The sequence below is a fragment of the Rhizobium changzhiense genome (assembly GCF_013087625.1).
In the GTDB taxonomy this organism is placed as follows: domain Bacteria; phylum Pseudomonadota; class Alphaproteobacteria; order Rhizobiales; family Rhizobiaceae; genus Rhizobium; species Rhizobium sophorae.
Genome location: NZ_JABFCQ010000008.1, coordinates 26461 through 48555 on the forward strand (window position 1 = coordinate 26461; position 22095 = coordinate 48555).

A 22095-nucleotide genomic window follows, 5' to 3' on the forward strand; every position below is an offset into this window, starting at 1 on the left:
ACGGTTTGGCGCACCCGGTTCAAGGGTGCGCCGACTGTCCTCACGAGACGGATCGAGAGATCCGCTGGGCTTGACGCGCCCTGAATTCCGCGCTTTGTGCCAGCGTCAATCGCAGGCGACTTCCTCGTTATTACGATTGTTGTGATCATACGTGCAGACAGTCGAAAGAATGCTGAGGCAGTAGAAATAAATGCCTGACAAAAAATCGGGAAAGCCAACGGCTGCGCTCGAGGTGGTGATGGTTGACCGCTCGGCCACCACAAGGCGCCCAAATTCTCCCCGCATGACTGGGGCGAGTGTTCATGTGTCTTTAGCAGGCGAGATCGGTCTGCGAATCGTGCGCGGCGACTATCCGCCGGGCACGATCCTGCCAAATGAAGCAAAATGGTCGGAAGTCTTTGAGGTCAGCCGATCGGCGGTGCGCGAAGCGATCAAGATGTTGATGGCCAAGGGCCTGCTTTCTTCCCGCCCGAAAATCGGCAGCTGGGTCGAACCCAAGGAACGTTGGAACCTGCTGGATCGAGATGTCTTGGGCTGGTATGCGGCATCTCCTGATCGCGAATCCTTTCTGAGGGCCGTGCAAGAACTCAGGCATATGATCGAGCCGGAAGCGACCGCGCTTGCTGCGGAACGCCGAACTGACGAGCAAATGAACGCGATCAACCAGGCCCTGCATGACATGGATCAGGCGACATCGCTCCAGCAGCGAACAGAAGCCGATGCGCGATTTCATATCGCGATCTTACGCGCCTCGGGAAATGATCTGCTGGTGCCGCTCGGCGTCTTGATCGAATCGGCGCTGAACCACCTCTTCGCCCATGTGACGCGGGAGGAAGACAATTTGCGGTACGCGCTGAAACTTCATGAAAATATTGAGAAAAGCATTCGACTGCAGCGACCGACCATGGCGCGCAACGCAGTCCGCAAGGCGTTGGCAAATACCGACGAAATCATCGCCCGGTGGTCACGATAGATTTTTGCATCCTGTCCGACTGTCGGGTTGACGATAGCTTGATGCAGGGGAATTCAACCTCCTAGAGTCCTCGATGCCTACCCAAAACCCGCGGCTTGTGCTACTGTCCTTGGCAACCTTCGGGGGCTGAGCCATGCGTGGGCTGCTTGCATCGGTGGCGTTGATTTTCACAGGGACGGTGGCCGCTGCGGGGAGCCCTTTGTTTGATGCCGTTGCCACTGGAAACACCGCCGTCGTCGAGCAGGTTCTGGCTACCGGTGCCGATGTCGACAGCCGGGCACGCGATCAGGCAACACCTCTTATCAACGCCGCGCTCGGAGCCCAGCTTGCCATAGCCGAATTGCTGATCGGCAAAGGCGCCGACGTCATGGCTCGGAACTCGGGCGGCTTTACGCCGCTTCATGCGGCAGCCTTTTCCGGCAGCGTGCCGATCAGCAAGCTGCTGCTCCACCATGGCGCAACGCTCGACGACGCGGCCAATAAAGCGGGTGTAACGCCGCTGATGGTAGCCGGTGAGGAAAACCACGTCGCTCTCGCCACGTTTCTTCTGGCTGAGGGGGCTGACGTCGGTCATGCCGAGGTTCACGGCTACACGCCAATCACGCGAGCGATCTGGAAGGGCAACACGGACATCGTGCGGCTTTTCAAGCGGCATGGCGCGCCTTGCCCTCCGGCCAGCCGCATCGGGGAGAAAGAATACGCGACGTGCATGGAAATCCAATGATTGAACAGGAGGCACGGATGTATGCAGGGACCAGAAGCGGTGCGCGAGGAATTGGTCGCTCTATGGCGGTGTTCCTTCTGGCTTTGGCCGCTGTCGGTGGATCGCGGGCTTTCGCCGACGACTCGGTAAACACGGGGTACTTCGGCGGCGTGGCAATCATGGGATACGACCCCGTTGCTTATTTCACCGAAGGCAAGGCTGTGAAAGGCTCCGAGGAATTCTCCCACGAATGGCTGGGGACACCGTGGCTTTTCGCCAATGCCAAACACCGCGAAATGTTCATCAGCGAGCCGATCAAATATGCGCCTCAGTATGGCGGCTACTGCGCGGGCGAGGTGGCTCTCGGATCGGTGACGATCAACGTCGACCCAGAGGCATTCAAGATCATCGACGGCAAGCTTTACCTGATCTACGACAAGGGATCGGCGGAGGGGTTTGCCGCTCACGTGGCCGAAGCAGTGCCGAAAGCCGATAGAAACTGGCCGAAGGTCGCAGCCGATCTCGAGCGGGATCAGTATCACTGACGCAAGTGGAGCGCGGCTATTTGACGGGCGAAAAATAGAAGACCTTGGTGGAGTTCACATAAGCATAGCTGGTTTCAGCGGGCAAGTTTTCAGGTCTGTAGACCGGTCCGCAATCGGCTCGTCCAAATGCGTTTTCGCTCTGCTCGCAGAGCATGTCCCCATTGACGAAAACCGTTCCGGTGATCATCTGCGTCGCCGAGCGGAAGGCTGCCTTGCCGTCGCGTTCGATTTGCATGAGTGCAGGGCTTCCTGAGGGCTCGGTCTTGCCCCGGAGGAGCTTGCCCATGACGGCGCTTGCGATTTCGTCACCGTGCAGCCGATCCTGCTCATTGCCCCTGAAACCGAACGGCCATTCCGGCAGGCCGGCCTCGCGCAGAGCATCGAGGATAAACGCCAAATCCTGCTCGTTGCGGAAATGGGCATTGCTGATACGCCAGGCCGCCAGGGAATCGCGCCCAGCTAGAAAGCGAAGTCCTTCGGCGACAGTCGCACGAGCAGCATCGAGGCGACCGGCACGGGCATAGGCCATAGCGAGTGGGGTAACGAAATCGCCATTTCCCGGAGAACCATCGCGCGCGCGTTCGAAGTTTTCGATGGCCTTCGTGTAGTCGCGCTGCAAATAAAACACCAGGCCAGCCGTGTATCGATTGATGGCTGAGAGGTTCGGATCGTGCCTGATCGCCGCCTCGACGGCCGCGCCGGCCTCGGCATGATTGCCGGAGAACAGTTGAACGTATGCCAATGCCATATGAGCTTCGGCATCGGCAGACCCAAGCGACACCGCCTGCTGCGCCGAGGCAACCGCCTGCTCGTAGCGGCGGTCCACGACTTGCATGACGGCAAGAACGGCGTATGGCGATGAAAGAGCCGGGTCGAGCGCCAGCGCGCGACTAGCCTTCTCGTAGGCCCTTTTTCGCGCCAGCGCGCTCTGGAGAACGTCGTCGTAAGCGCTTCGCCAGACATAGGCGGTCGCGTGCGCGTCGGCGGCGAAGGCCTCTGCAAAACCGGGGTCGAGCGCCTCCGCCTTGTCAAAGAGCGCCAGTGCCTCGAGCAGCCGGGAACGGCGGCCGGTACGCGTCGCCTGCTCGGCGCGAAGGTAGTAGTCGTATGCCTCGAGATTGGCGGTCGGCGGACGGGTAATCCGTTCCGTCTCAGATTGAGTGAGTTTCAGGCCGAGCGCTTCGGCGATCTGCCGACTGAGCTCATCCTGCACAGCCATGACATCCGCCGCGGCGCGGTTAAATCGGTTTGCCCACAGGTGGTCGCCGGTTGCGGCATCGCTCAGTTGTGCATTGACGCGGATTTGATCGCCGATCCGTTGTACGCTGCCCTCAACGACAAAACGCACGCCGAGATCGCGTCCGATGTCGGCCAAAACGAGAGGCTTGCCTTTGTAGGCAAACACCGAATTATGGCCGATGACGTCAAGATCCGAAAGCATGGTCAGATCGGCAATCAGGCTGTCTGTAATGCCATCGGTGAAATAATCCTGGCCGGCGTCGCTGCTCAAATTGGCAAAAGGAATCACCGCGACAGATGGACGTTGCGGCACAAACGACCATGGCCATGTGAAGACAATCGCAGTGGTCGCGATCAACAGGGCTGCAAGCGTGGCCAGAATGATCGACCGGCGGCGCGGCCGACGAGAGGCGACGACCTTGCCTGCCTCAGAGGGATCTAACAGAACACGATAGACGCGAACCGGATCGGCTATGTTCTTCAGTTGCTGCTCACCGAGAGCCGAGAAGCCGACCTCAGCCTTGTGTACAGTGTGATCGAATGCGGTGCCGGATATGCAAATTCCACCGGGTGGGGCAAGGCTCTCCAGCCGCGCGGCTATGTTGACGCCGTCTCCGTGATTGTCCTCCCCTTCGACGATGACATCGCCGAGATTGACGCCGATGCGGAAAAGCATCCGCTGCTCGGGCCGCAGGGCCGCATTGCGTTCCGCCTTTTGTTGCTGGATTTTGACGGCGCAGCGCAAAGCATCCACCACGCTATGGAACTCAACCAGAATCCCGTCGCCCATAGTCTTGATCAGGCGGCCGTGATGCGTGGCGATTTTCGGTTCGAAGAGCTCGTGGAGGTCGGAGTGGAAGCGGATACGCGTTCCCTCTTCGTCGATCTCGCTCATGCGGCTGTAACCGACCACATCCGCAATCAGGACTGCTGCAAGACGGCGCTCCATACCAGCTCTTTCCCGGTGTCCGATCCGCTAACCGATATCTTACAGCAGGTGCCGTGCCGTTGCCATTACAGTTGTCCAAGGTGGCATCATGTTCGCCGGCCACATTCCCCCGTGGAGAAGGCGTGATCTGAGAGGCTTCTCGCGCGTCCGCCCATAAAATGAGCTGTTTGCCGTATCGGCTCGACGGCAGGTTCCCTCAGCAAGGGCCAAGATCCGCCGTTGTAAGTCCTGCCTTACGTAGCCCTTCCACACGGCGGTTAAAGTCCTCGGGGTTTCGGAATGGAAGAACCCGCCGGCGGCGCTCGACAGAAAAATCAGGATTGATCCGAAGTGCCTTCTCCCAGGCCTGCCGGCTCTCCTCCGGCCGGCCGAGGTGCCCATAACATGAGGCAAGCAGGGCGTAGGCGGTCTCCGACTGGGAGTTTTGTTGGAGCCGCTGCTCGATCGCGACAATCGCTTGTTCGTACTCGCCAAGAGAAAAGTGCGCATCGGCGCGAAATTGGAAGAGAATTTCAGGATGGTGCGGGTCGAGCCGCATCGATGCATCGAGTGTTTCCAGGGCGCCGGCGGGATCGCCGGAGAATATCTGGATATGGGCCAGCAGTATCAGGAGATCTGCGGAGTTGGGGGAAAGTGCGAGGCCCCGCTGCACTTCTGCCCGCGCCCGGTCCAGTTCCCGGTTCCACATGCAAGCCATGCCCAGTGCGAAGCGGCCGTTGGGCTGTTCCTCGGCCATTTCCACGGCCTGCTGCGCGAGATCCATGCCGATTCGCAGCGAGCCTTCCGGATCGGTGCTCCAGGCGTTGACGTAGTCGAGCACATGGGTGAAGGAAATGAGTGCCTGGGCGGCCGCATATTGCGGATCAATGGCGAGGGCGTCGGTCGCCAGGCTGCGGGCGGCCATATTTCCGGCTCGGGTATGGGCCGACGCCTGCTCGCGGCCACGCAATAGCAACTCGTAAGCGTCGACATTGAGTGCGCGCCCTTGGGCTAATCGATCCTGGTCGCCATGCGTGAGGTTCAGCCTGAGCGCGGCCACGATCTCCTGCGTGAGCTCATCCTGAACCGCGAAAATGTCGGTGAGGTCCCGATCAAACCGGCTGGCCCAGATATGCCCGCCATTGCTCGCGTCGATCAATTGGGCGGTGACACGCACGCGGTTGCCAGCCTTGCGCACGCTGCCTTCTAGGACATAGCGGACGCCGAGCGCCTTGGCCATTTCAGGTACGGAGGCTGTGACATTCTTGTAGACAAAGGATGAGTTGCGGGCGATCACGTGCAATTCGGACAGCTTCGAGAGATCGGTGATGATGTCCTCGCTGATACCGTCGGAGAAATACTCCTGTTCGGCATCGCCGCTCATGTTGTTGAACGCCAGTACGGCGATGGACGGCTTGTCGGGAACGGCCGGAACTGACGGCATTTTGATTGCGGGCCGCGCCTGTCGTGCCGGGCTTGGCTGCGGAGTTCCGATCTGAAGCGAATAGACCTGCATCGGTTCAGCAATATTCTTGAGCTGGATCTTGCCGAGATCGGTCACGGCAAGATCCAGTCTCGCTCTCACCTGGCGGTAGGCATCTTCGGAAAGACAAATGGCGCCGGGCTTGGCAATTCCCTCCAACCGCGCGGCGATATTGACGCCGTCGCCCATCAAATCGCCGTCGTTCTCCTCGACCACATCTCCCAGATGGATCCCGACCCGGAACTCGATGCGATGCTCGGGCGGCACGCCGATATTGCGCTCGACCATGGCAGTCTGCACTTCGATCGCACAGCGCACGGCGTCCACGACGCTGCGAAACTCGATGAGGCTTCCGTCACCGGTACGCTTGACCACACGGCCATTGTGCACGGCGATGGTCGGATCGACCAGGTCGCTGCGGAGCGTTCTCAGCCGCGCCAGGATGCGATCCTCGTCCGCACCGGCGAGGCGGCTGTAGCCGACCACATCTGCGACCAGGATCGCCGCCAGTTTTCGCGTCACGCTCGTAAGTCCCAATTCCTCGTCGGATCAAAATAACACAGTGTGACCGGCAGCGCCGCCAAATCCGATTGCCTCCGCTGAGAAGCGGTCCGTGGCCGTGGGCTTGAAGATGGTCGGTGAAGCTTATGCGATATCCGCGGCTAAGTTCCGTCTTTCAGCGAGAAGGCAAGGACGTAGTCGCCGATATCCTTCGAATAGGGTGCGCCGCCAACCGATATCAAGACATATTGCTTGCCTGTTTTCGGTGAGACGTAGGTCATCGGTGTCGCGCTCGAGCCGACCGGCAGGGGATACCTCCAGAGCTCGGCACCGTTCTCGGCGTCATAGGCACGAATATAATAATCCTGGAAGCCGGCGAAGAAGACGACGCCGCCGGCGGTTGCAGACGTGCCGGCGTAGCTCGGCAGGCCCATCGGCATAGGCAGCTTGGTTTTGATCTTGAATGGCCCGAGCTCTTCGGCCGTGCCGGCCGGAACCTGCCATGCGATCTTGCGCGTCTTCAGATCCACTGCAGTGACGGTGCCGAAGGGCGGTTGCGTGCAGGGAACGCGGAGCCTCGATGTCCACATCTCGGTGGCCATGGCGTAAGGCGTACCGCGCTGCGGGGCGGAGGGGCCGTGCGCGGTCGTGGTGAGGGCAAAGTCGACATACTCCTCGCGTGGGATGAGTGCGAAGAGGCTGGGGACGCGGATGTCATTCATGAAGACCCTGTTGTTGGGCAGATCGACCGATACGCTTCCCCAATTGAGACCACCCAGATTTCCCGGCTGCTGGATCGCATATTGCGTGCCGATCGGGGTGAAATCGCCGTCATAGCGCATCTTGCGAAAGGCGATGCGGCAGGCCAGCTGATCGAACATCGTCAGGCCCCAGGCCGTCTGCTCCGTCACGCGGTCCGCACCGATTGTCGGCATGCCGACGGAATAGGGCTGCGTGGGGGAGAGTTTCTCTTCCGGCGCGCCGCCATGCTGCGGCACCGGCTTCTCCTGAACCTCGGCAAGCGGTGCGCCGGTCTGACGGTTGAGCAGGAAAAGCTGCCCGCGTTTGGTGGTCTGCAGCAGAGCAGGCACGGTGGCGCCATTGCCGTCAGGCAGGTCGATCAGAACCGGTTGGGCCGGCAGATCATAGTCCCAGATATCGTGATGCACGGTCTGGAATTTCCATTTCTCCCGACCGGTCGTCACATCGAGTGCTACCAATGTCGCATTGTATTGATCGGCGAAAGCAGGGCGATTGACGCCGTAATAATCCGGCGTGGTATTGCCGAGCGGTGCATAGATCAGGCCAAGCTTGTCGTCGAATGCGGCCGTCGTCCACATGTTGGGCGTGGCCCGCGTATAAGTCTGGCCTTCCGGCGGGAGTTTGGTGATCTCCGGATTGCCGAGATCCCATGCCCATTCGAGCTCGCCGGTGACGACGTTGAACGCACGAATAACGCCAGAGGGTTCGCCGACCTCCTGATTGTCCGTCACCCAGCCTCCGACGACGATCAGGTTGCGGGCAATCAGCGGCGCCGATGTCTGGAAATAATAGCCCGTCTTGACTTCGCCCATGCCCTGGGAAAGCTGCACGGTGCCATTGTCCCCGAAGTCCTTGCAGGGCGCGCCGGTCTCGCTGTCGATCTCCAGGAGACGGGCGTCGATCGTCGTCTGCACCAGGCGCTCATTGCAGAGACCATCGGCGGACTGGGCTTCCGTCGGCACCTCGTAGTAACCGAGGCCGCGGCAGCGTTGCCAATAAGGCGCCGTCGCCTTCGGATCGAAAGTCCAGCGGGGTTTGCCGGTATCTGCATCGAGCGCTGCGATCACATCTGTCGGCGTGCAGGTGTAGATCGTATCGCCGATCTGCAGAGGCGTGTTCTGATCGGCGCCATCACTCTTTCCGGTGCGATATGTCCAGGCGAGATCGAGCTTGGAAACATTGCCGCGGTTGATCTGATCGAATGGGGAATAACGATCTCCTGCCGTGGTGCGGCCATAGGATGTCCAGTCGGAGGGAGAGTTGTCGCCCTTGGCGGCTTGATAGGCGGTGATGTCGGCGGAGGGGTGGATGATCCCATGCGGCACGAAGCTGAGACCGAAACCCGCGACAAAGATGAGAGCGGCCACCAAGGCGCCGCCATAAAGGAGCTTCCGGTTGGCGGCCGGGGAAAGCGATGGTGCAAAGAGAAGGGCAAAGCCCGCCAGCGCGATGGGGGACATCAAGCGGGCAAACAGCGCCCAGAAATTGAGACCCGACTCCCATAGCGCCCAGGGAAGGGTAAAAACGGCGACAAGCAGAACGATGAGCCCGCCTAACGTCTTCCGGCGCCACAGCAGAAGCGCCGCAACCAGATAGGCAAGCCCGACGATCGCGTAATAGGGCGATCCGCCGAGGCTGAGCAGCCAGGCGCCGCCTCCGATCAGCCCCAATCCGATAAGGGCGAGAACAACACAGAACAGGGTAGCCAGAAATTTCATAGTCTCCTCATCCAATCCGCCGCCCGATCACCTGGATTTCAACTCCGACCGTCGCATGGCCCTCGGGAAGCACAGGGCCATGGGTTGATGGTCAGAGACGCGTCTTCGGGAGAGGGCTGCTCTCTCGTTCAATTTTTACCTGATGTACCTGTGGTCACTGACACGCGGCCCCGACCCGGCAATGATGCCGCCGCCGCTCTGCGGCAACGGCTTGCCATTCCAAATCGAGTCAATACTTCTGAAAGGGGCACAGATGGTTCTCGGCGAAAAGCTTAATCTAGCGAACGGGCGACCGACAGGATTCGACTATATGCGATTACTGTTAGCCTTTTCAGTGCTTTGGATACATACGGCCCGCGTCACCTATGGCGACGACCTGTTTCTCTGGGAATCGCCATTCCGTCCTTTTATCAAATCAGTGCTGCCCATGTTCTTTGTCCTGAGCGGGTTCCTGGTGGCTGGCAGTCTTGAACGATCGAAGACATTGATCTCCTTTCTCGGTAATCGATTTATCCGGATCTACCCCGCTCTCGCGGTAGAGGTATTGTTGGCTGCCTTTATACTCGGAGCGATCTACACTGAGTATGACCTGCGTGACTATTTCACCGATCCTCAGTTCTTTACCTATCTGATGAATGTCACAGGGCACATTCACTTCAATCTCCCCGGGGTATTCCTGGATAATCCTGACGCCGCAATGGTGAACGGGCAGCTCTGGACGGTGCCCTTCGAGCTTGAGTGCTATGCTGTGATCGCCGTTCTCTTCCTGCTCGGCGTGGTCAGGCGGCGGGTGATTGCCCTTATCGCCACGCCGGCTTTGATCATAGCCTTCGGTATCGCAAGATATTGGAAACATGAAAGTAATTGGGCAACTATGCCGACGACCGCGTCGGGCAATCTGCTCATTTGTGCTTTTCTTGTGGGGGTGACCTTCTATCTCTACAAGGACAAGGTTCTGTGGGATATCCGAATTTTCCTCGCCTCTGTGGCCGTGATATTGTGGGCATACTGGTTCACCTCCTTTGGGGACTTCATTGCCATTCCGGCCATGGGGTATGTCACGGTCTTCCTTGGTCTCACCTCGCCCCGCAAGCTCGGCGTCCTGCGTGGGGCCGACTACTCCTACGGCGTCTTCCTCTATGGCTATCCGATCCAACAGGCGTTCGTAGCGCTCGGCCCCTGGGCGCATAATTGGTGGTTGAACGGCATCGTCTGCAGCATTGTTGCCGCTTGCTTTGCCGCCTTCTCGTGGAGATTCATCGAAAAGCCGGCGTTGAAATTGAGGAAACAAGTCACCTGGCTGGAAAACCTCGGTCTCCAACTCGGCGCAAAACGGCAACTGGCCGGCGCGGTTTCGAAATAGGTTTGTCGATATCGGCCTCGGGCTGGCAATTCCATCGCAGGTGCTCAACCGGCAAGGACATCAGCAGGGTTCGCCATAGCGGCGGGCCCTGTTTCGTTGTCGGCTGACCGATCTCAGATAGATATCCGGGTCCATCGCAGGGGCTGAATTTTCCGAAGGCCCGTGAGCAACCCTGATGCGGTCGATGTCACGCTTGCCGGACGAGCGTAAGCCCGATCGTTGCCGGCGCACATGCGCTCGAGCGTAAGCCTATGGCCAAAATCATCTTTCAGGAACAACAAATAAACGTTCAGTTCTGCGAGAGAACGCCGTAGCTGCATTGCTCTCTCCTGTATAAGCCTCCGACACCTAGATCTTTCTTGGTCGCAATATCCAAGGATTTCTTGGGTTTAATCGGTAGAACGGCCCCGCTGGATGAATAGTCGAATATTCTCCGGCATTGTTCCGTCGACTTGCTGGGCTGGCATTAGCAATATTTTAACCGCAATAGGTAAAATACTTTGATCGGACTTCGTTTCGACTTTGGGTTTTGTCATGTCATCGAGGGCTGACGGTGGCTTGAAGGAGGTGTGAAGAGAGGATCAGAATAATGCTGAAGAGCACGCTCGTCGTGGTTGCCGTCTCTATCGCCGCCGGAGCGACCATTCGCGCCTCGGCCTTTGCAATTTTTGCATTTCTGGTGGTCACGGCCTTGGGCGGCGTGATCCTGCTGAAGGGTTCCTCCTTGACGGAGGCGGTCGTTTCTTGCATCGAAGTGCTTGTATTGATGGAGATATGCTATCTGGCGGGTCTATTCGCCTTCTCTTTGTGGCATATTCAAAAGCGCCGGAAAAAGAACTCCATTACTGAGCGCTCCCATGTCACGGGCAAGCGTCCTCATGGGTAGTGACATGGCCGAGGCGGCAGGATGCTCGGCTGCGCTGTGTCAGGGTGTCTAAAGCGCGCGATATTTTGGATTCGCTTGCCGCGTCTTAGCCTTTGATTTTGCGCATGTCTTTATCTCGAAACCGCTACCCAGTTTTGCGCGACATGCTTTAGGAGTCGACTTTGGGCAGCAACGCGTGCCTGGAAAGCAGCGCCGAGAGCGTTTTTGCCATGATCACGAAATCCAGCGTGAGCGTCCATTTGGACAAATATTCGACGTCGAGGGAAATTCCATTCCGATAGCTCACGTCGTTGTGCCCGCTGGTTTGCCAATGGCCCGTCAGGCCGGGACGGACGGCCATGTAGGCATAGGCATGTTCACCGTAACGCGGCAGCTCTTCTTTGGTAATGGCGCGAGGGCCGACGAGACTCATTTGACCCAGCAACACGTTGATCAATTGCGGAAGCTTGTCGAGGCTCGATCGCCTCAAAATATTGCCGACGACGGTGACGTGCGCGTCGGTCGTTGCGTCGGATCCGGTCGTCCGAAACTTGAGGCAACCAAACTCTTTTCCCTTGTAACCGATCCTGCGATGGGAATTGAAAACAGGGCCCCAATCACTTAGCGTGACGATGACTGCCGCCGACAGAAGGAGCGGCGACAGAAGGAATAAGAAACTTGCCGCAATGATGATGTCCAATGCGCGCTTCAGAAATCTGCTGATCAGACGGGGTTGTGACGAATTGAATGGACGCCTTCCCTGATAGGTCGTGGCGAAATCCCGCCAAGGTTTGGTTTGGTTCATGCCCTGATTTTTCCCCGCCACCCGTGTCTCCGTTAGACGAATTCCAGAAATCACAGCCAAAGCTTGTTTTAATGCAAGTTTGATGTCTGTGACCGAGGTCATAATTATGAATTAATTCTTTATGCTCTTAAGAAATTCTTGAGAATATTTAAAATATTACTTTTGTTTTTGACTATATGTCAGAAATGTTATTTTGTTTTATTTTAAACTGTAATGTTATTGTTGTGCTTGTCGGGGGTATTCTACAGATAGGCAATTGTCATAAATTGTATAAAAATCGTCAAGCAGCCTCAAAGCGTTGTTTGCGATAGAATTCAATATGAATTTTATGATATATAAACGTGAGGGATCTTCATAATTACGTATAGTTTCAACACGAAAGTTTTATTTTATTATTGTTTGACTTTCTAATTTAACCTATTACGAATGTCGCTCAAGACAATAGATCAATTAGTCTGCGTGGAGTTACGCGTATGGACGGGGCGATTAGAACCAGAGACAATAGGACTAAAGGAAACGCCGAGCGAATAAGCGAAGCGGTTACTTGCGGGTCTGTAGGTATTGTTTACGACGGCCGGGCGAATTTGGATCACGAGTTCCCGTTTTTCCGCTCGAGTGTTCGAAAGTTTCGCCGCGGTGAGGTTATTGCCGGCGCCGGCGTCGTCCTCGACATGTTCGCCCGCGTACAGCGCGGAATGGTGAGCGCAAGCACCCCGCTTGCCGATGGACGAGAGTTCATCGTGGAAATCGTTCCGAAAGGCGGCTTGATCGGCGAATTGGAGGTGCTGCGCAAGCAGTCTCTCAGCCTGGAATATCGGGCCTCGTCGGACTGCGAATTGCATTACTTCGACGGTCGGTTGCTGCGGGACTTATGTGCGAACGATCCGCAATTTCAGGTGAAGATACTGTCGAAGGCGCTGGCTCGTGTTTCCGAACTCGAACTGCGGATCATTTCCAATGCCGGATCGAGCCTAAGGCAGAGACTGGCCCGGACGCTGCTGCGTCTTTCTGCCCTTTATAGAATGGACGCGCAGAATAGCGGCGACGAGTTGATCATCTCCCAGCATGAGCTGGCCGCGACACTTCCGGCGTCGCGTGAAAAGGTCAACCAATGCCTGCGGCGTTTGCGCGAGAACAAAGTGGTCGATGGGACACAGGGCAAAATCCGCATTCTCAATCGGAAGGCGTTGGAGGCTTATGCCGAGGGGGCGGGTCTCGCCTGAGGCGTCGTCGCGATAAAAAAACGGAACGGCAGAATGCCCCGACCGAACCCGTCGCCGGCGGGTTTTGTGTTTGATGACAGTAGGATTGATAGTCAGGGGAAGCAGGCTGAAAGATCAGGTTGGCGTGTTAGCGCTTGTCTTCATGCACGTGGTCCCAAAATCGCTGCGCATTTTGGCCCGGCATACTTAGAGCGGTTCAGCTTTTCATGGAAACGCAGGACCGCTCTACCTTTTTGTTTTACGCAATTCCGGACGGAGAACCGCTTCGCACTTTTCCTGGAATTGCTCTAGACTTCGCTCTCGGAAGCATTCCTCCAGTATTTCCAGCCTTCACCCTGTATGAGCCCGTGATCGGACAGGTCCTTCCAGCTTCTGTAGGTGCCCGTATCGTCATAGACGAAGTCATCCATGTCTCTGCCCGAGGAGTATACGGTATATTCCTCCGTATGTTGCGACCGGTGTGCCGCATCGGCAACCTTATGCACGAAGGTCGACAGGAACTTGAAATGCAGAAGGGCGCCGGATACGCCGAGCGCTCCGCGCATGTCGCCCAAATTCAGGGAGAGCGGCCAGACCTGGTGCGATGATTTAAGAAACAGACGTTCACCCGCCACATAGACGAGGGGTATCTTGTTGAGCGCGGGACCGTCCCAGAGCCGGTCGCGGAAATAGACGCGCCCGCGAACGCCGCCCTTAATCCATGTCGTCCAGTTGCGTTCGTCGAAATGCGCGACATAACCGGACCGGTCGAAGAGATTGCAGACCTCGAGCGGGTTGCGGCCGGGTTCGCATATGTTATCGAGAACGGGATGCGGGCTGTACATGTCGATCATGACCGAGCGGAGGGAATGGCCGCCCATGGAATCGATATAGGAAGTCAATTGATCGATCGGACGTGTGTCGCAATGCGGATAGACTAGGAACTCGTCTGCATCGACATACAGGACCCACTTCTCCCGGCAGTGGCGGTTGATGACTTCGTTGATCCAGTCGTTTCCGAACCTCGCCGCCTTGTAGGAACCATGAGCCGAAAGAAGGGAGACATCGTCGAAGCTGGACAGCAACTCGGCCGTGCCGTCGGTCGAGCCGTTGTCGATACAGATGAAGTGCTCGAAGCCGAGATCGCGATAATACTGAAGGAAGAAGGCCAACCGGTGGCCCTCGTCACGGATGACGCAGATGACGACGTGGCGCGCCTGCTTGAGCCCGTTGCGCAGCAGGTCATAGCGAACCTGCCGAGCCTTGAGCGACCGGCGCAGGCGGGCTTTCACGTAATGCGAGATACTGGCGGCGGAAGCCCTATAACTCATACTCTGTCCCGAAGATTATTCATTCCTGGAATGAATGGATGAATACTTTGCGCTTCCGTCTGCAAATCCACGGCTCGACCGGCGACGCTGAGTTCAGTCACGCGGACATTCAAGTCGGACCAACAATACATCATCATACGGCGTAGTCGCCAACCAGCAAGCTCTGAACCCTAGGATTGGGTCCTTCTTTCTCGATTGCGTGTTCGATGCGCGCCCGTATCGACCGGTATTTATACAGCATCTTCCGATCGAGGCTTATTCCGCGATACAACGAGTTGTAAATCGGATGTGCTTTGCGCAGGTCGACGTATACTTGGCTTTCCTTATCGGTCCACGGAAAGAAGGTTCCATGCCATGGCTTCGGATGCGCCATATAATGGACGATCGACAAGGAGGAGATGTTCACCAGATGAAGGAATTGTTTGGGAAAGTTCCAGCGGTTCGATACCAGGATGAGCGATGAACCGCAGACATAATTCAATGCGCCCTGATCATGTTTGCCCTCGCAGGCCTCGGGATTTCTAGCAAAGAGCTCGAGCGCCTCCTGCCCGATCCAGCCATTTCGATGGAATTTCAGGACGCCTGCGTTGAAATAGTGGCTGTCCTTTCCGGTGTCGAGGAAGTCATGGATCGCCGTGTAGTCGCGCGCCGCGAAAAACCTGCCCTCGGGAACAGCGGCACTTTCGAACGCACCGAGATCGCTGACGATCTGGGTATCCCCATCGAGGTAGATGATCTGGGTATAGTTGGAAGGCAGGATCTCGCAAAGGACCAGCTTGGCCATCGTGCTGACGCTGATGCGTCCCTGGAAATGCGAACTGTCGAGCTTGCCGAGCGAGTCCTGCAGCGCTTCGGTCGCATCGGTCAATATGACCCCACTCCTTGCGAGCAGGGCTTTCAGCTCTTCGAAATTGTCGAGATGTTCCGACATCAGAACGCAGACGTCGGTCGCAGGGCTTGCGAATTTGCGAGCCTGAAGCGCCGAGAGAATGGTCGGAAATGAATACTCGACATCCGTGACGTAGACGATGCACTGGTTGTTCATGTCATCACCTTTCCGAGTGTGCGCAATACAAATGAATCGGTGTTGTCTTTGCGAGGCGAGGGAACAGTTGTGAATTGGGCCGACGGGTCTGTCATATGAAGGCCCTGTTCGGTATATATAGCCAGTATCCAGCGCGGTGGTGCTGGATCGGGGTCTGGCTGCTGGCGGCTTTTGTATGTTTCATTGTTGAGATATTCACCATGAAGAGTGCCTTGCCTGTCAAAAGGCTATGTTTCGACATGTTGTTTCGCGGTACGGCGATTGGTGCCGGGACCCTTGTCGGAATGCCGACGGAAGAGGGATTGTCATGTTGATCACCACACTCGGGGCAGCCGTGATTTCGATCGCTGCCGGGGCTTCCATCCGCGCCTGGGCTTTCGCAATTTTTGCAATCCTGGTGGCAATCGGCTTCGGCGGCGTGGCTTTCGCCGGCGGGTCTTCCGTGATCGCGGCCGTGCTCTCCGGTATCGCCATCCTCGTGCTCATGGAAATCGGCTATCTGGCAGGCGTGTTCCTGTCGGGGCTTTTGCGGCGCAGTGCCAGGCTGCGCGAAAACAATTCCGTTGCAGATAGCGTCGCGACCACCAGGGAGCGCCCGCAAGGCTGATGTCGACATAAAACCCGCAGCATAGTCTTCTGCGGCTGGCCTCGCAGGACGGAGTTTATCCGATGGACTGCTTTTACAGGCGATCCTTGAAAGATGCGGTGCGGTCGGCCGGCTTCGGCCCAATGCGGGCACGCCGATGGCTCGACGAGATTGCCATCCCGCGCCGGGGCGGAGTTCCAAGGCGGGCGTCATCGTGTTGAAAACATCGGCGCTCTCATCAGAGATGTCGATGTCTCCAGCGGGGTTCGATTAGCAAGCGATCGGGTCGCGCGCCGGGGGGAGGTATTGGTAGCCAGGCAGCCGGCCGCCAGACCTGCCGTGGTGCTGAACAGCAAGCCGAGATCTGTGCCGCTCCCCGATATCGCCGCCGAGGCGACCTGCGCGATGGATGCCATAACCGCAGCGGTTCCGATCGCGTGCGTTTCCCGATCGCCTGACATGTGCCGGCCGGAGGCCCTCGCAAGGCTGTACAGGAACGTGGCGAAGAGAAGAGTGCCGGTCAATCCGACATTGGAGAGCAACGCAGCGATAAAACTCGAGGCCCGAACCGTGCCGAGCCCGGCGCCGAAGGTGGCGGTATCGACGAATGCGATCAATGCCAGTGTATTCCAGGCGGTGCGCTCTTCACCGGATTGCGATTGGAGCTTGTCCGACAAGGTGGTGCTCATCAGACCGGCGAGGGAATTCCACGCATCGGGGACAAGGCTGAGTGCGACGATGGCGCAGGGAATCAAAAACAGCGTGATCACCAGGAAAGTCACATGCGGGGTCGTGGCGGGGCCGCTGATCAGTCGTTTCAGGCAAAACAGAACGAACATGCAGACAACGAAAATGCCGGCGATATAGGCGGTTGTCGATGTGCAGAGGACGATCGTCGGGCCGATGAAAAGCGTTGCAAGTCCCGCTATGCGGCTTTGGACGCGCTCCAGCCAGAGCAGAAGCGTGAAGGAAAAATAGGCCAATGCGACCGCGCCATAAATGCTTGCTTCGGGGAACGGTCCGACGATGCGTTTGAAGCCGCTGATCGTCTCGGCCGTATGCATCGTATAATTCGCATTTCGGATGACATCGAGCAGGTAGGACTGGTCGGTCAGGAATGTTCCGATGTCAATCAACGCCAGGGCAAAACATGCGATCGAGGCGACGATTAACTGCAGTGCGATGAAGCGGGCATAGCCGAGCCTGGCAAGTCCCGAGACAACGGCAAAACAGGCGAGGTCGCCGAGCAGATAGACAGACTGGCTGAGATTGGATGAACCCGGCGACAGTGGAGCGGCCACGGTCGACATCATGCCCGTGGCGTCTCGCGCAGAGGAGTAGACGAGGGTCGCGCCTGCAAAGATGCGCGGCAAAAAGAAAGATGATGCCACGGAAAACAGGATGTAGGCGGCAAACCAGAAACCGGGACCCGGATAGGCGATGCTGGCGAGCGTCGCCTGTGTTTGAGCCGGACGCAGCAGGGCGGCCACCACGAGAAAAAGCACGAGAAGATGGCTTGGCTGGATGCTGCTGCCGCCAAGCGCCGGCAATTGGAGAGCCGCTGCGGCACCGAGCAGCGTCGACAGGCAAAGGGTCGTGACCGCAAAACGCGCCCCGTTGACCATGCTGAGCAGGCCAAGCAGCAGAACGATGAAGCCGATCGGTTCTATCGACATGCTTCAGATCCCGATCCGGACGGAGAGCGGGAGGCATCGGGTTTGCTGAAAACCGGCATCCGCCTTCCGACGCAATGCCCGAAGCGAAAGCCGCCAGCTGTCGTTAATGGTCACGACCGCCCCCTAATTCGATCCCGTCTGGGATATCCAGGCGGGAGCCGTCTGATTGTCGCCTGCTATATCAGACAGCGGAACTGCCGAGCTTTGCTGCTGTGGTGCGGACTGCAGCTGCAGCGGAGGCGACGGCGTCTGGAGATCCGTGTCGATGCCGATTTCGACGACATCATGCGGCCGCAAGGTGGTCGTCTCGTCCGCCTCGATGTTGCGATAAGTGCCATCGTCGTTGCGACGCACGATCCTGTAGTTCTTCTGCGTTCTGCCAAGACCCGGCATGTCCGTATTCATCTGGGCGAGTTGAGCGCTGTAGCCAGCCTGTTCGCCCAGAAGCTGGGCCACCTGAATGTCGATCGCCGCCCTGCCGATCGCGAGATTGACCTGGTTGAGCAGCTCCTGGTTTTCGCTGTTTTGCCGGTTGACGATATTGATCTTCGAGCGATCGGCTTCGCTGAGCCCCTGGCGAGCCGTGGTCAGTGCGACCTCGAGATCGATCAGGGTGCCTTGTGCATCCGCAACGCCGCGGTCGACCGTGACCTGACGGGAATTGCTGACCAGGCCCTTGCTCACCAGGCTGTTGACATTATCCAGTTCCTTTTGCGCAAGGTCGATCTGCCGCTTTTGCGAATTGATCTTGGCCTCGAGTGATTGGACCTGCTGGCCGTAGAGACGGGCGAGGTCGCTCGCCGCTTCGACCTGGCTTTCGATATCGACGCGTCGCAGCCGCATCAGGTTTAATTCCTGCGCCTTCAGCTTGTCCACATCGGGTGTTCCGGCGAGTTCGGCAGGGATATCGAAACTCTGTTCACCGGCGATCTCGGCGCGCAACCGCGCCTGGCGCATCAGAAGATCGCGCCGGTTGAGAATGGCCGTTCGGTAGGCGCCGGCAGCCTGGATCCGGTCGCGCTCGAAGACGGTATTCTCCTCGCGCTCCCGAAGGAAGCCGCCGGCGATGCTGACGGCCTTCATGACCGTCATATCGGCTTCAAAAGCATAGCGCCCGGGGGTCTGCACGGTCCCGGTTACGAAGATCGGTGCATGCTGGGCAATTTCCACTGCGATGAACGGCTTTCCCGGCAGTTCGGCCTTTTCGGAGAGCGCAGTGGCGATCGCATCGGAAACCTGTTCCGTCGTCTTGCCGATCGCTTGCACTTGGCCGGCGATCGGAATCGCCAGATTACCAGCATCGTCGACTGTATATGTTCCCCCGAGGGCTTCCCAGCTGGCATACCGGGAATCCGACGATCGCCATTCGACGACACGCAGTCTCACCTGATCTTCCGGCACGAGGGTATAGTTTTCCGCATGGGCGACGCTCCAGCCGGTCACGCCGGAAAATACCAGCAAGGCAAGGGCGATGGAGATGAGGCGACCGGACAAGGATGTGCGCTGCATTGTCTGCTATCTCCGTTTCGTTGCGATCGACGGCGAAGGCATCTCGCGCGGCGCGGGATTGCCGAATTCCAGGATGCGGGACGGAGAGACGCGGCCGACAAGAAGATCGGATAACGCCAGCAAATTGCCGTTCAAACGTCCCCATCGGTCGATCAAGCGGTCGTTGAATAATAGGCCCCGCGTATTCGCCAGGATGTTGCGGCCGATCTGTGCGACAGCACGGCCCTTCGACATCGTGCCCTTCCGGATCAGGTAGACAGGATTGGCAACTTGCGAATAGCCGAGTCTTCGGCCGGGCTGGCGCCCGGATCTGACGCCGAGATGCACGCCGCGAGCGCCTTCGACACGCACGGACCTGCCGTAACGGGCGATGGACCGGCTGAAATCGACGTCTTCGAGCCAGCCGTAGAGCGGCAGCTGTTCATCGAAGGCCAGCGCGTGCTCGACAACGGGTGATAGGCGAACCGCCATGTTGCATCCGTAGGCGTTATAAACCTCCGCCACCTGCCCGGCTCTTTCGCCCGCAGTTTCAAGAACCTGCAGGGCCTTTGGCATGCTAAGGCCGCCATCGAGGATGCCGTCGGCCAGGACTTCGCCAGTGGCGATCGCCACGTCGGGGTTTGCCGCAAAGACAGCCGCCATCCGCGACAGGAAGGTCGCTGCGGGAATGAAGTCGTCGTCCAGGAAGATCAGAATATCCGTATCGGCGGCGGCTGCCTGGATGATTCTGTTGCGCTGGGAGGTCAGGCCACGGCTGCCGACGATGACTTCCACATCGAGGCGGTCGGCGAGGCCGGCGACGTCGTCGATCACGGGCACGCAGACGATCAGCCGCTCGGCCTGGTCCGGCAGGGCGGTGAGATAATCGACGGTCTCCCGCAGTATCGAGGGGCGGCCTGCCGAAGCAATTCCCACAGCCATTCGCAATGGGCGGCGCGCGGGGCCCTCCATGGCTTCAGCGCCGCAATGAACAGGCGCTGGTCCGATCGGGCTGTCCCGCCTGGTTGCTTCTGCCGAAAGTGAAGTCATGACTCTATTCTTTTCGGTGCATAGTTGATGATCGCGCCGAGGATCTCGGCGCCGACATTCCGCAGGGTCTCGATGACGTGCATGGTATCGTCGATCGAGGTGTGCCCGTGCGACGTGACCACGAGGACACCGTCCAGTTCCGGCGCGATCGCATTGGCATCCGGCGAAGCGGAGAATGCGGAAATGTCGACGAATATGGCGTCGAACTCCTTTTTCAGGTCGGCGAAGCTCAACTGCGTGCGGCGGGAACTGAGGCGAATGGCCGGCGTCACCGTTTCGACTTTGCCGAGGGGTAGGAATTTCAGCGTCGGGGTGAGGGGCAATGCCGCCGTCTGGATCAGTTCGCCATTGTCGAGAACATCGACGAGGCCTGTGGAACTATGGGGCGCAATCGATTTGCTGAGCGACGATTTCTGCGCAGCCGCATCGATCAGCAGCGTCTGCGCTCCTGATATCGACGAGAGCACCGCAAGTTCGCATGCTATGGTCGATGCCCCGCTGCCAGGATTGACGGCGACGATTCCAATGACGACCCGACGTTTGCGCCGAAGACCAACGACCGTCGCGCTCAGCTCCGCCATGCCTGGAATAACAGGATAGGCGGCTGCGGTGCTGCTGCTGCCGGTACCGGCGGCGAGGAAACGCGCAAAGTGACCATTGCGGGTCCTCGATGTCGCCAGCAAAGTGACAAAGGGCAGCCCACCGGCTTCCGCGATCTGATGGGGCCGGACGATCCGGCGATCGCCGGCGTGCCGTATCATGGCGAGTGCGAAGCCGACCCCAAGACCAACCGCCGCCGCAAAGGCGATGATGAGCGTGCTGCGTGGCCTGGCTTTCGAAAGAGGCAGGGTGGCCCGAGAGACGATCGTAGCGTCCGACACCGGGTAGGTGATGCGCTGCTTGGCTTCGGTCAGCTGATTCAAGGTATTTTCATAAAGGGTGCGGCGGGCGTCAGTCGCGCTCTGCAGCTCCGCAAGCTTGAACTGATCGCGCGGATTGCTCGTGAAGCCGGCCAGGGCCCTGGCAGCTTCGGCCAGTCCGCGCTGCTGCTCGCTTACGAATCTGGTCAGCCATTCGCTGTATTGCCGGGACGCATTGGCCTTCATCGCGATATTCTTCTGGATATACTGCCTGGCCAGCGTGTCGGCGATATCGACGGCCTGCTGCGGGGTCGACGCCGCAGCCGATATCTCGATGATCGTCGAACTCCCGACCCGGCGTACTCCCATCATGTTCAGCAGCGTGGCGACCGCCCGGTCATGGATCCGCCCGTCCTCGATCTGCTGTCGCGGCTGTGTGTCACGCGGTCCTGGGCCGGCCGCTTCCTGCGATGCCGTATCCGGTTCGGAAGAAACCCCCATCAACCAGTTCTTTGCCCTATCCTGCAGCGAAGGTGTCTGATCGACAAAGTCGGGATCGGTATCGAGACCCAGTGCCGTTACCGTCCCGCCGACGACATCGCTGGATTTGGCGATCTCCAACTGTCCCTCGATGAACGCGTCTTCCGCGAAAGCCCTCTGCGCTTCGGAGCCGCTGACCTGGGGGACGATCACAAGTTGTGTGCTGGCAACGAACGTCGGTTCGGCGGTCAGCACGTAGCTCCCTGCCATTAGCAGGAAAGCGAAAATCGTCGCCGCAATCCACAGCCAGCGCATTCTGAGAAAGAAGAGCATATCCCGCAAGGTGAGCGGCGAATTCCCGCTAGCGGCTGCGGCGGGCAGAGATATCGGAGAAACACCGCTGAAGATCGTGCTTGAGGTCATGTCGTCCTAATCCAAAATGGCGAGATCACGGAGTAACCGGGTAGTGGCAGCTTGGAGGGACGGGGGAGT

At 58.4% G+C, this 22095-nt stretch carries 17 protein-coding genes; 7 read left to right on the forward strand and 10 right to left on the reverse strand.

Features of this window, described 5'->3' with window-relative positions:
- The first annotated feature begins 190 nt into the window (after nt 1-190).
- The 3 genes from G9X68_RS28920 to G9X68_RS28930 all read left to right on the forward strand — a co-directional run bounded on the left by G9X68_RS28920 (nt 191) and on the right by G9X68_RS28930 (nt 2221).
- Nucleotides 191-973 carry a FadR/GntR family transcriptional regulator gene (locus tag G9X68_RS28920; RefSeq protein ID WP_017961838.1) on the forward strand — a complete coding sequence of 261 codons (783 nt, stop codon included), beginning with the start codon at nt 191-193 and terminating at the stop codon, nt 971-973.
- A gap of 133 nt (nt 974-1106) precedes the next feature.
- The gene (locus G9X68_RS28925; protein ID WP_171605312.1) at nt 1107-1697 is read left to right on the forward strand and encodes an ankyrin repeat domain-containing protein; all 591 of its coding nucleotides are present in this window, start codon (nt 1107-1109) and stop codon (nt 1695-1697) included.
- Between the two features lie 17 nt (nt 1698-1714).
- A complete protein-coding gene (locus tag G9X68_RS28930; RefSeq protein WP_276314928.1) occupies nt 1715-2221 on the forward strand; it encodes a YHS domain-containing (seleno)protein in 507 nt (168 codons plus the stop codon).
- A gap of 16 nt (nt 2222-2237) precedes the next feature.
- On the opposite strand, the gene G9X68_RS28935 is transcribed toward G9X68_RS28930, so the two are convergent.
- From G9X68_RS28935 to G9X68_RS28945, 3 genes are all read right to left on the reverse strand, one after another.
- Complete coding sequence (locus G9X68_RS28935; protein WP_171605313.1) at nt 2238-4409, reverse strand: adenylate/guanylate cyclase domain-containing protein; 2172 nt, start codon at nt 4407-4409, stop codon at nt 2238-2240.
- A 196-nt stretch (nt 4410-4605) separates the two neighbouring features.
- Complete coding sequence (locus tag G9X68_RS28940; RefSeq protein ID WP_171605314.1) at nt 4606-6393, reverse strand: tetratricopeptide repeat protein; 1788 nt, start codon at nt 6391-6393, stop codon at nt 4606-4608.
- A 140-nt stretch (nt 6394-6533) separates the two neighbouring features.
- The gene (locus G9X68_RS28945) at nt 6534-8852 is read right to left on the reverse strand and encodes a membrane-bound PQQ-dependent dehydrogenase, glucose/quinate/shikimate family (protein ID WP_171605315.1); all 2319 of its coding nucleotides are present in this window, start codon (nt 8850-8852) and stop codon (nt 6534-6536) included.
- Between the two features lie 142 nt (nt 8853-8994).
- On the opposite strand from G9X68_RS28945, the gene G9X68_RS28950 reads away from it, so the two are divergent.
- Nucleotides 8995-10215 carry an acyltransferase family protein gene (locus G9X68_RS28950; protein ID WP_171605316.1) on the forward strand — a complete coding sequence of 407 codons (1221 nt, stop codon included), beginning with the start codon at nt 8995-8997 and terminating at the stop codon, nt 10213-10215.
- A 589-nt stretch (nt 10216-10804) separates the two neighbouring features.
- Nucleotides 10805-11101 carry a hypothetical protein gene (locus tag G9X68_RS28955; protein WP_168311741.1) on the forward strand — a complete coding sequence of 99 codons (297 nt, stop codon included), beginning with the start codon at nt 10805-10807 and terminating at the stop codon, nt 11099-11101.
- 148 nt (nt 11102-11249) lie between these two features.
- Here G9X68_RS28955 and G9X68_RS28960 read toward each other — a convergent pair whose 3' ends face one another.
- Entirely contained in the window at nt 11250-11906 is a 657-nt protein-coding gene (locus G9X68_RS28960; RefSeq protein ID WP_171605436.1) for a sugar transferase, read from the reverse strand.
- Between the two features lie 452 nt (nt 11907-12358).
- Between G9X68_RS28960 and G9X68_RS28965 the strand changes: the two genes are divergently transcribed.
- Nucleotides 12359-13108 (forward strand): Crp/Fnr family transcriptional regulator, encoded by a 750-nt coding sequence (locus tag G9X68_RS28965; RefSeq protein ID WP_171605317.1) that lies wholly within the window; start codon nt 12359-12361, stop codon nt 13106-13108.
- Nucleotides 13109-13395: 287 nt separating this feature from the next.
- Here G9X68_RS28965 and G9X68_RS28970 read toward each other — a convergent pair whose 3' ends face one another.
- Entirely contained in the window at nt 13396-14418 is a 1023-nt protein-coding gene (locus tag G9X68_RS28970) for a glycosyltransferase family 2 protein (protein WP_171605318.1), read from the reverse strand.
- Between the two features lie 133 nt (nt 14419-14551).
- Nucleotides 14552-15463 (reverse strand): glycosyltransferase family 8 protein, encoded by a 912-nt coding sequence (locus G9X68_RS28975; protein ID WP_171605319.1) that lies wholly within the window; start codon nt 15461-15463, stop codon nt 14552-14554.
- A gap of 307 nt (nt 15464-15770) precedes the next feature.
- Between G9X68_RS28975 and G9X68_RS28980 the strand changes: the two genes are divergently transcribed.
- Complete coding sequence (locus G9X68_RS28980; RefSeq protein ID WP_240605274.1) at nt 15771-16070, forward strand: hypothetical protein; 300 nt, start codon at nt 15771-15773, stop codon at nt 16068-16070.
- 188 nt (nt 16071-16258) lie between these two features.
- Here the strand turns inward: G9X68_RS28980 and G9X68_RS28985 are convergent, their stop codons facing one another.
- The 4 genes from G9X68_RS28985 to G9X68_RS29000 all read right to left on the reverse strand — a co-directional run bounded on the left by G9X68_RS28985 (nt 16259) and on the right by G9X68_RS29000 (nt 22026).
- Nucleotides 16259-17725, reverse strand: coding sequence for a hypothetical protein (locus G9X68_RS28985; protein ID WP_171605321.1), 1467 nt, complete (start codon nt 17723-17725; stop codon nt 16259-16261).
- Nucleotides 17726-17848: 123 nt separating this feature from the next.
- Nucleotides 17849-19234 (reverse strand): polysaccharide biosynthesis/export family protein, encoded by a 1386-nt coding sequence (locus tag G9X68_RS28990; protein ID WP_171605322.1) that lies wholly within the window; start codon nt 19232-19234, stop codon nt 17849-17851.
- A gap of 6 nt (nt 19235-19240) precedes the next feature.
- Nucleotides 19241-20263, reverse strand: a complete 1023-nt coding sequence (locus G9X68_RS28995) for a glycosyltransferase family 2 protein (RefSeq protein ID WP_171605323.1) — start codon at nt 20261-20263, stop codon at nt 19241-19243.
- Nucleotides 20260-22026: a GumC family protein gene (locus G9X68_RS29000; protein WP_171605324.1), complete on the reverse strand. Its 1767-nt coding sequence runs from the start codon at nt 22024-22026 to the stop codon at nt 20260-20262. The genes G9X68_RS28995 and G9X68_RS29000 overlap by 4 nt, the downstream gene beginning before the upstream one ends.
- Between the last annotated feature and the right edge of the window lie 69 nt (nt 22027-22095).

Bases quoted from the DNA above. Each gene is read 5' to 3' on its own strand.
- G9X68_RS28920 (WP_017961838.1), top strand. From the start codon at position 191: ATGCCTGACAAAAAATCGGGAAAGCCAACGGCTGCGCTCGAGGTGGTG.
- G9X68_RS28925 (WP_171605312.1), top strand. From the start codon at position 1,107: ATGCGTGGGCTGCTTGCATCGGTGGCGTTGATTTTCACAGGGACGGTG.
- G9X68_RS28930 (WP_276314928.1), top strand. From the start codon at position 1,715: ATGTATGCAGGGACCAGAAGCGGTGCGCGAGGAATTGGTCGCTCTATG.
- G9X68_RS28935 (WP_171605313.1), bottom strand. From the start codon at position 4,409: ATGGAGCGCCGTCTTGCAGCAGTCCTGATTGCGGATGTGGTCGGTTAC.
- G9X68_RS28945 (WP_171605315.1), bottom strand. From the start codon at position 8,852: ATGAAATTTCTGGCTACCCTGTTCTGTGTTGTTCTCGCCCTTATCGGA.
- G9X68_RS28950 (WP_171605316.1), top strand. From the start codon at position 8,995: ATGTACCTGTGGTCACTGACACGCGGCCCCGACCCGGCAATGATGCCG.
- G9X68_RS28955 (WP_168311741.1), top strand. From the start codon at position 10,805: ATGCTGAAGAGCACGCTCGTCGTGGTTGCCGTCTCTATCGCCGCCGGA.
- G9X68_RS28965 (WP_171605317.1), top strand. From the start codon at position 12,359: ATGGACGGGGCGATTAGAACCAGAGACAATAGGACTAAAGGAAACGCC.
- G9X68_RS28970 (WP_171605318.1), bottom strand. From the start codon at position 14,418: ATGAGTTATAGGGCTTCCGCCGCCAGTATCTCGCATTACGTGAAAGCC.
- G9X68_RS28975 (WP_171605319.1), bottom strand. From the start codon at position 15,463: ATGAACAACCAGTGCATCGTCTACGTCACGGATGTCGAGTATTCATTT.
- G9X68_RS28980 (WP_240605274.1), top strand. From the start codon at position 15,771: ATGTTGATCACCACACTCGGGGCAGCCGTGATTTCGATCGCTGCCGGG.
- G9X68_RS28985 (WP_171605321.1), bottom strand. From the start codon at position 17,725: ATGTCGATAGAACCGATCGGCTTCATCGTTCTGCTGCTTGGCCTGCTC.
- G9X68_RS28990 (WP_171605322.1), bottom strand. From the start codon at position 19,234: ATGCAGCGCACATCCTTGTCCGGTCGCCTCATCTCCATCGCCCTTGCC.
- G9X68_RS28995 (WP_171605323.1), bottom strand. From the start codon at position 20,263: ATGACTTCACTTTCGGCAGAAGCAACCAGGCGGGACAGCCCGATCGGA.
- G9X68_RS29000 (WP_171605324.1), bottom strand. From the start codon at position 22,026: ATGACCTCAAGCACGATCTTCAGCGGTGTTTCTCCGATATCTCTGCCC.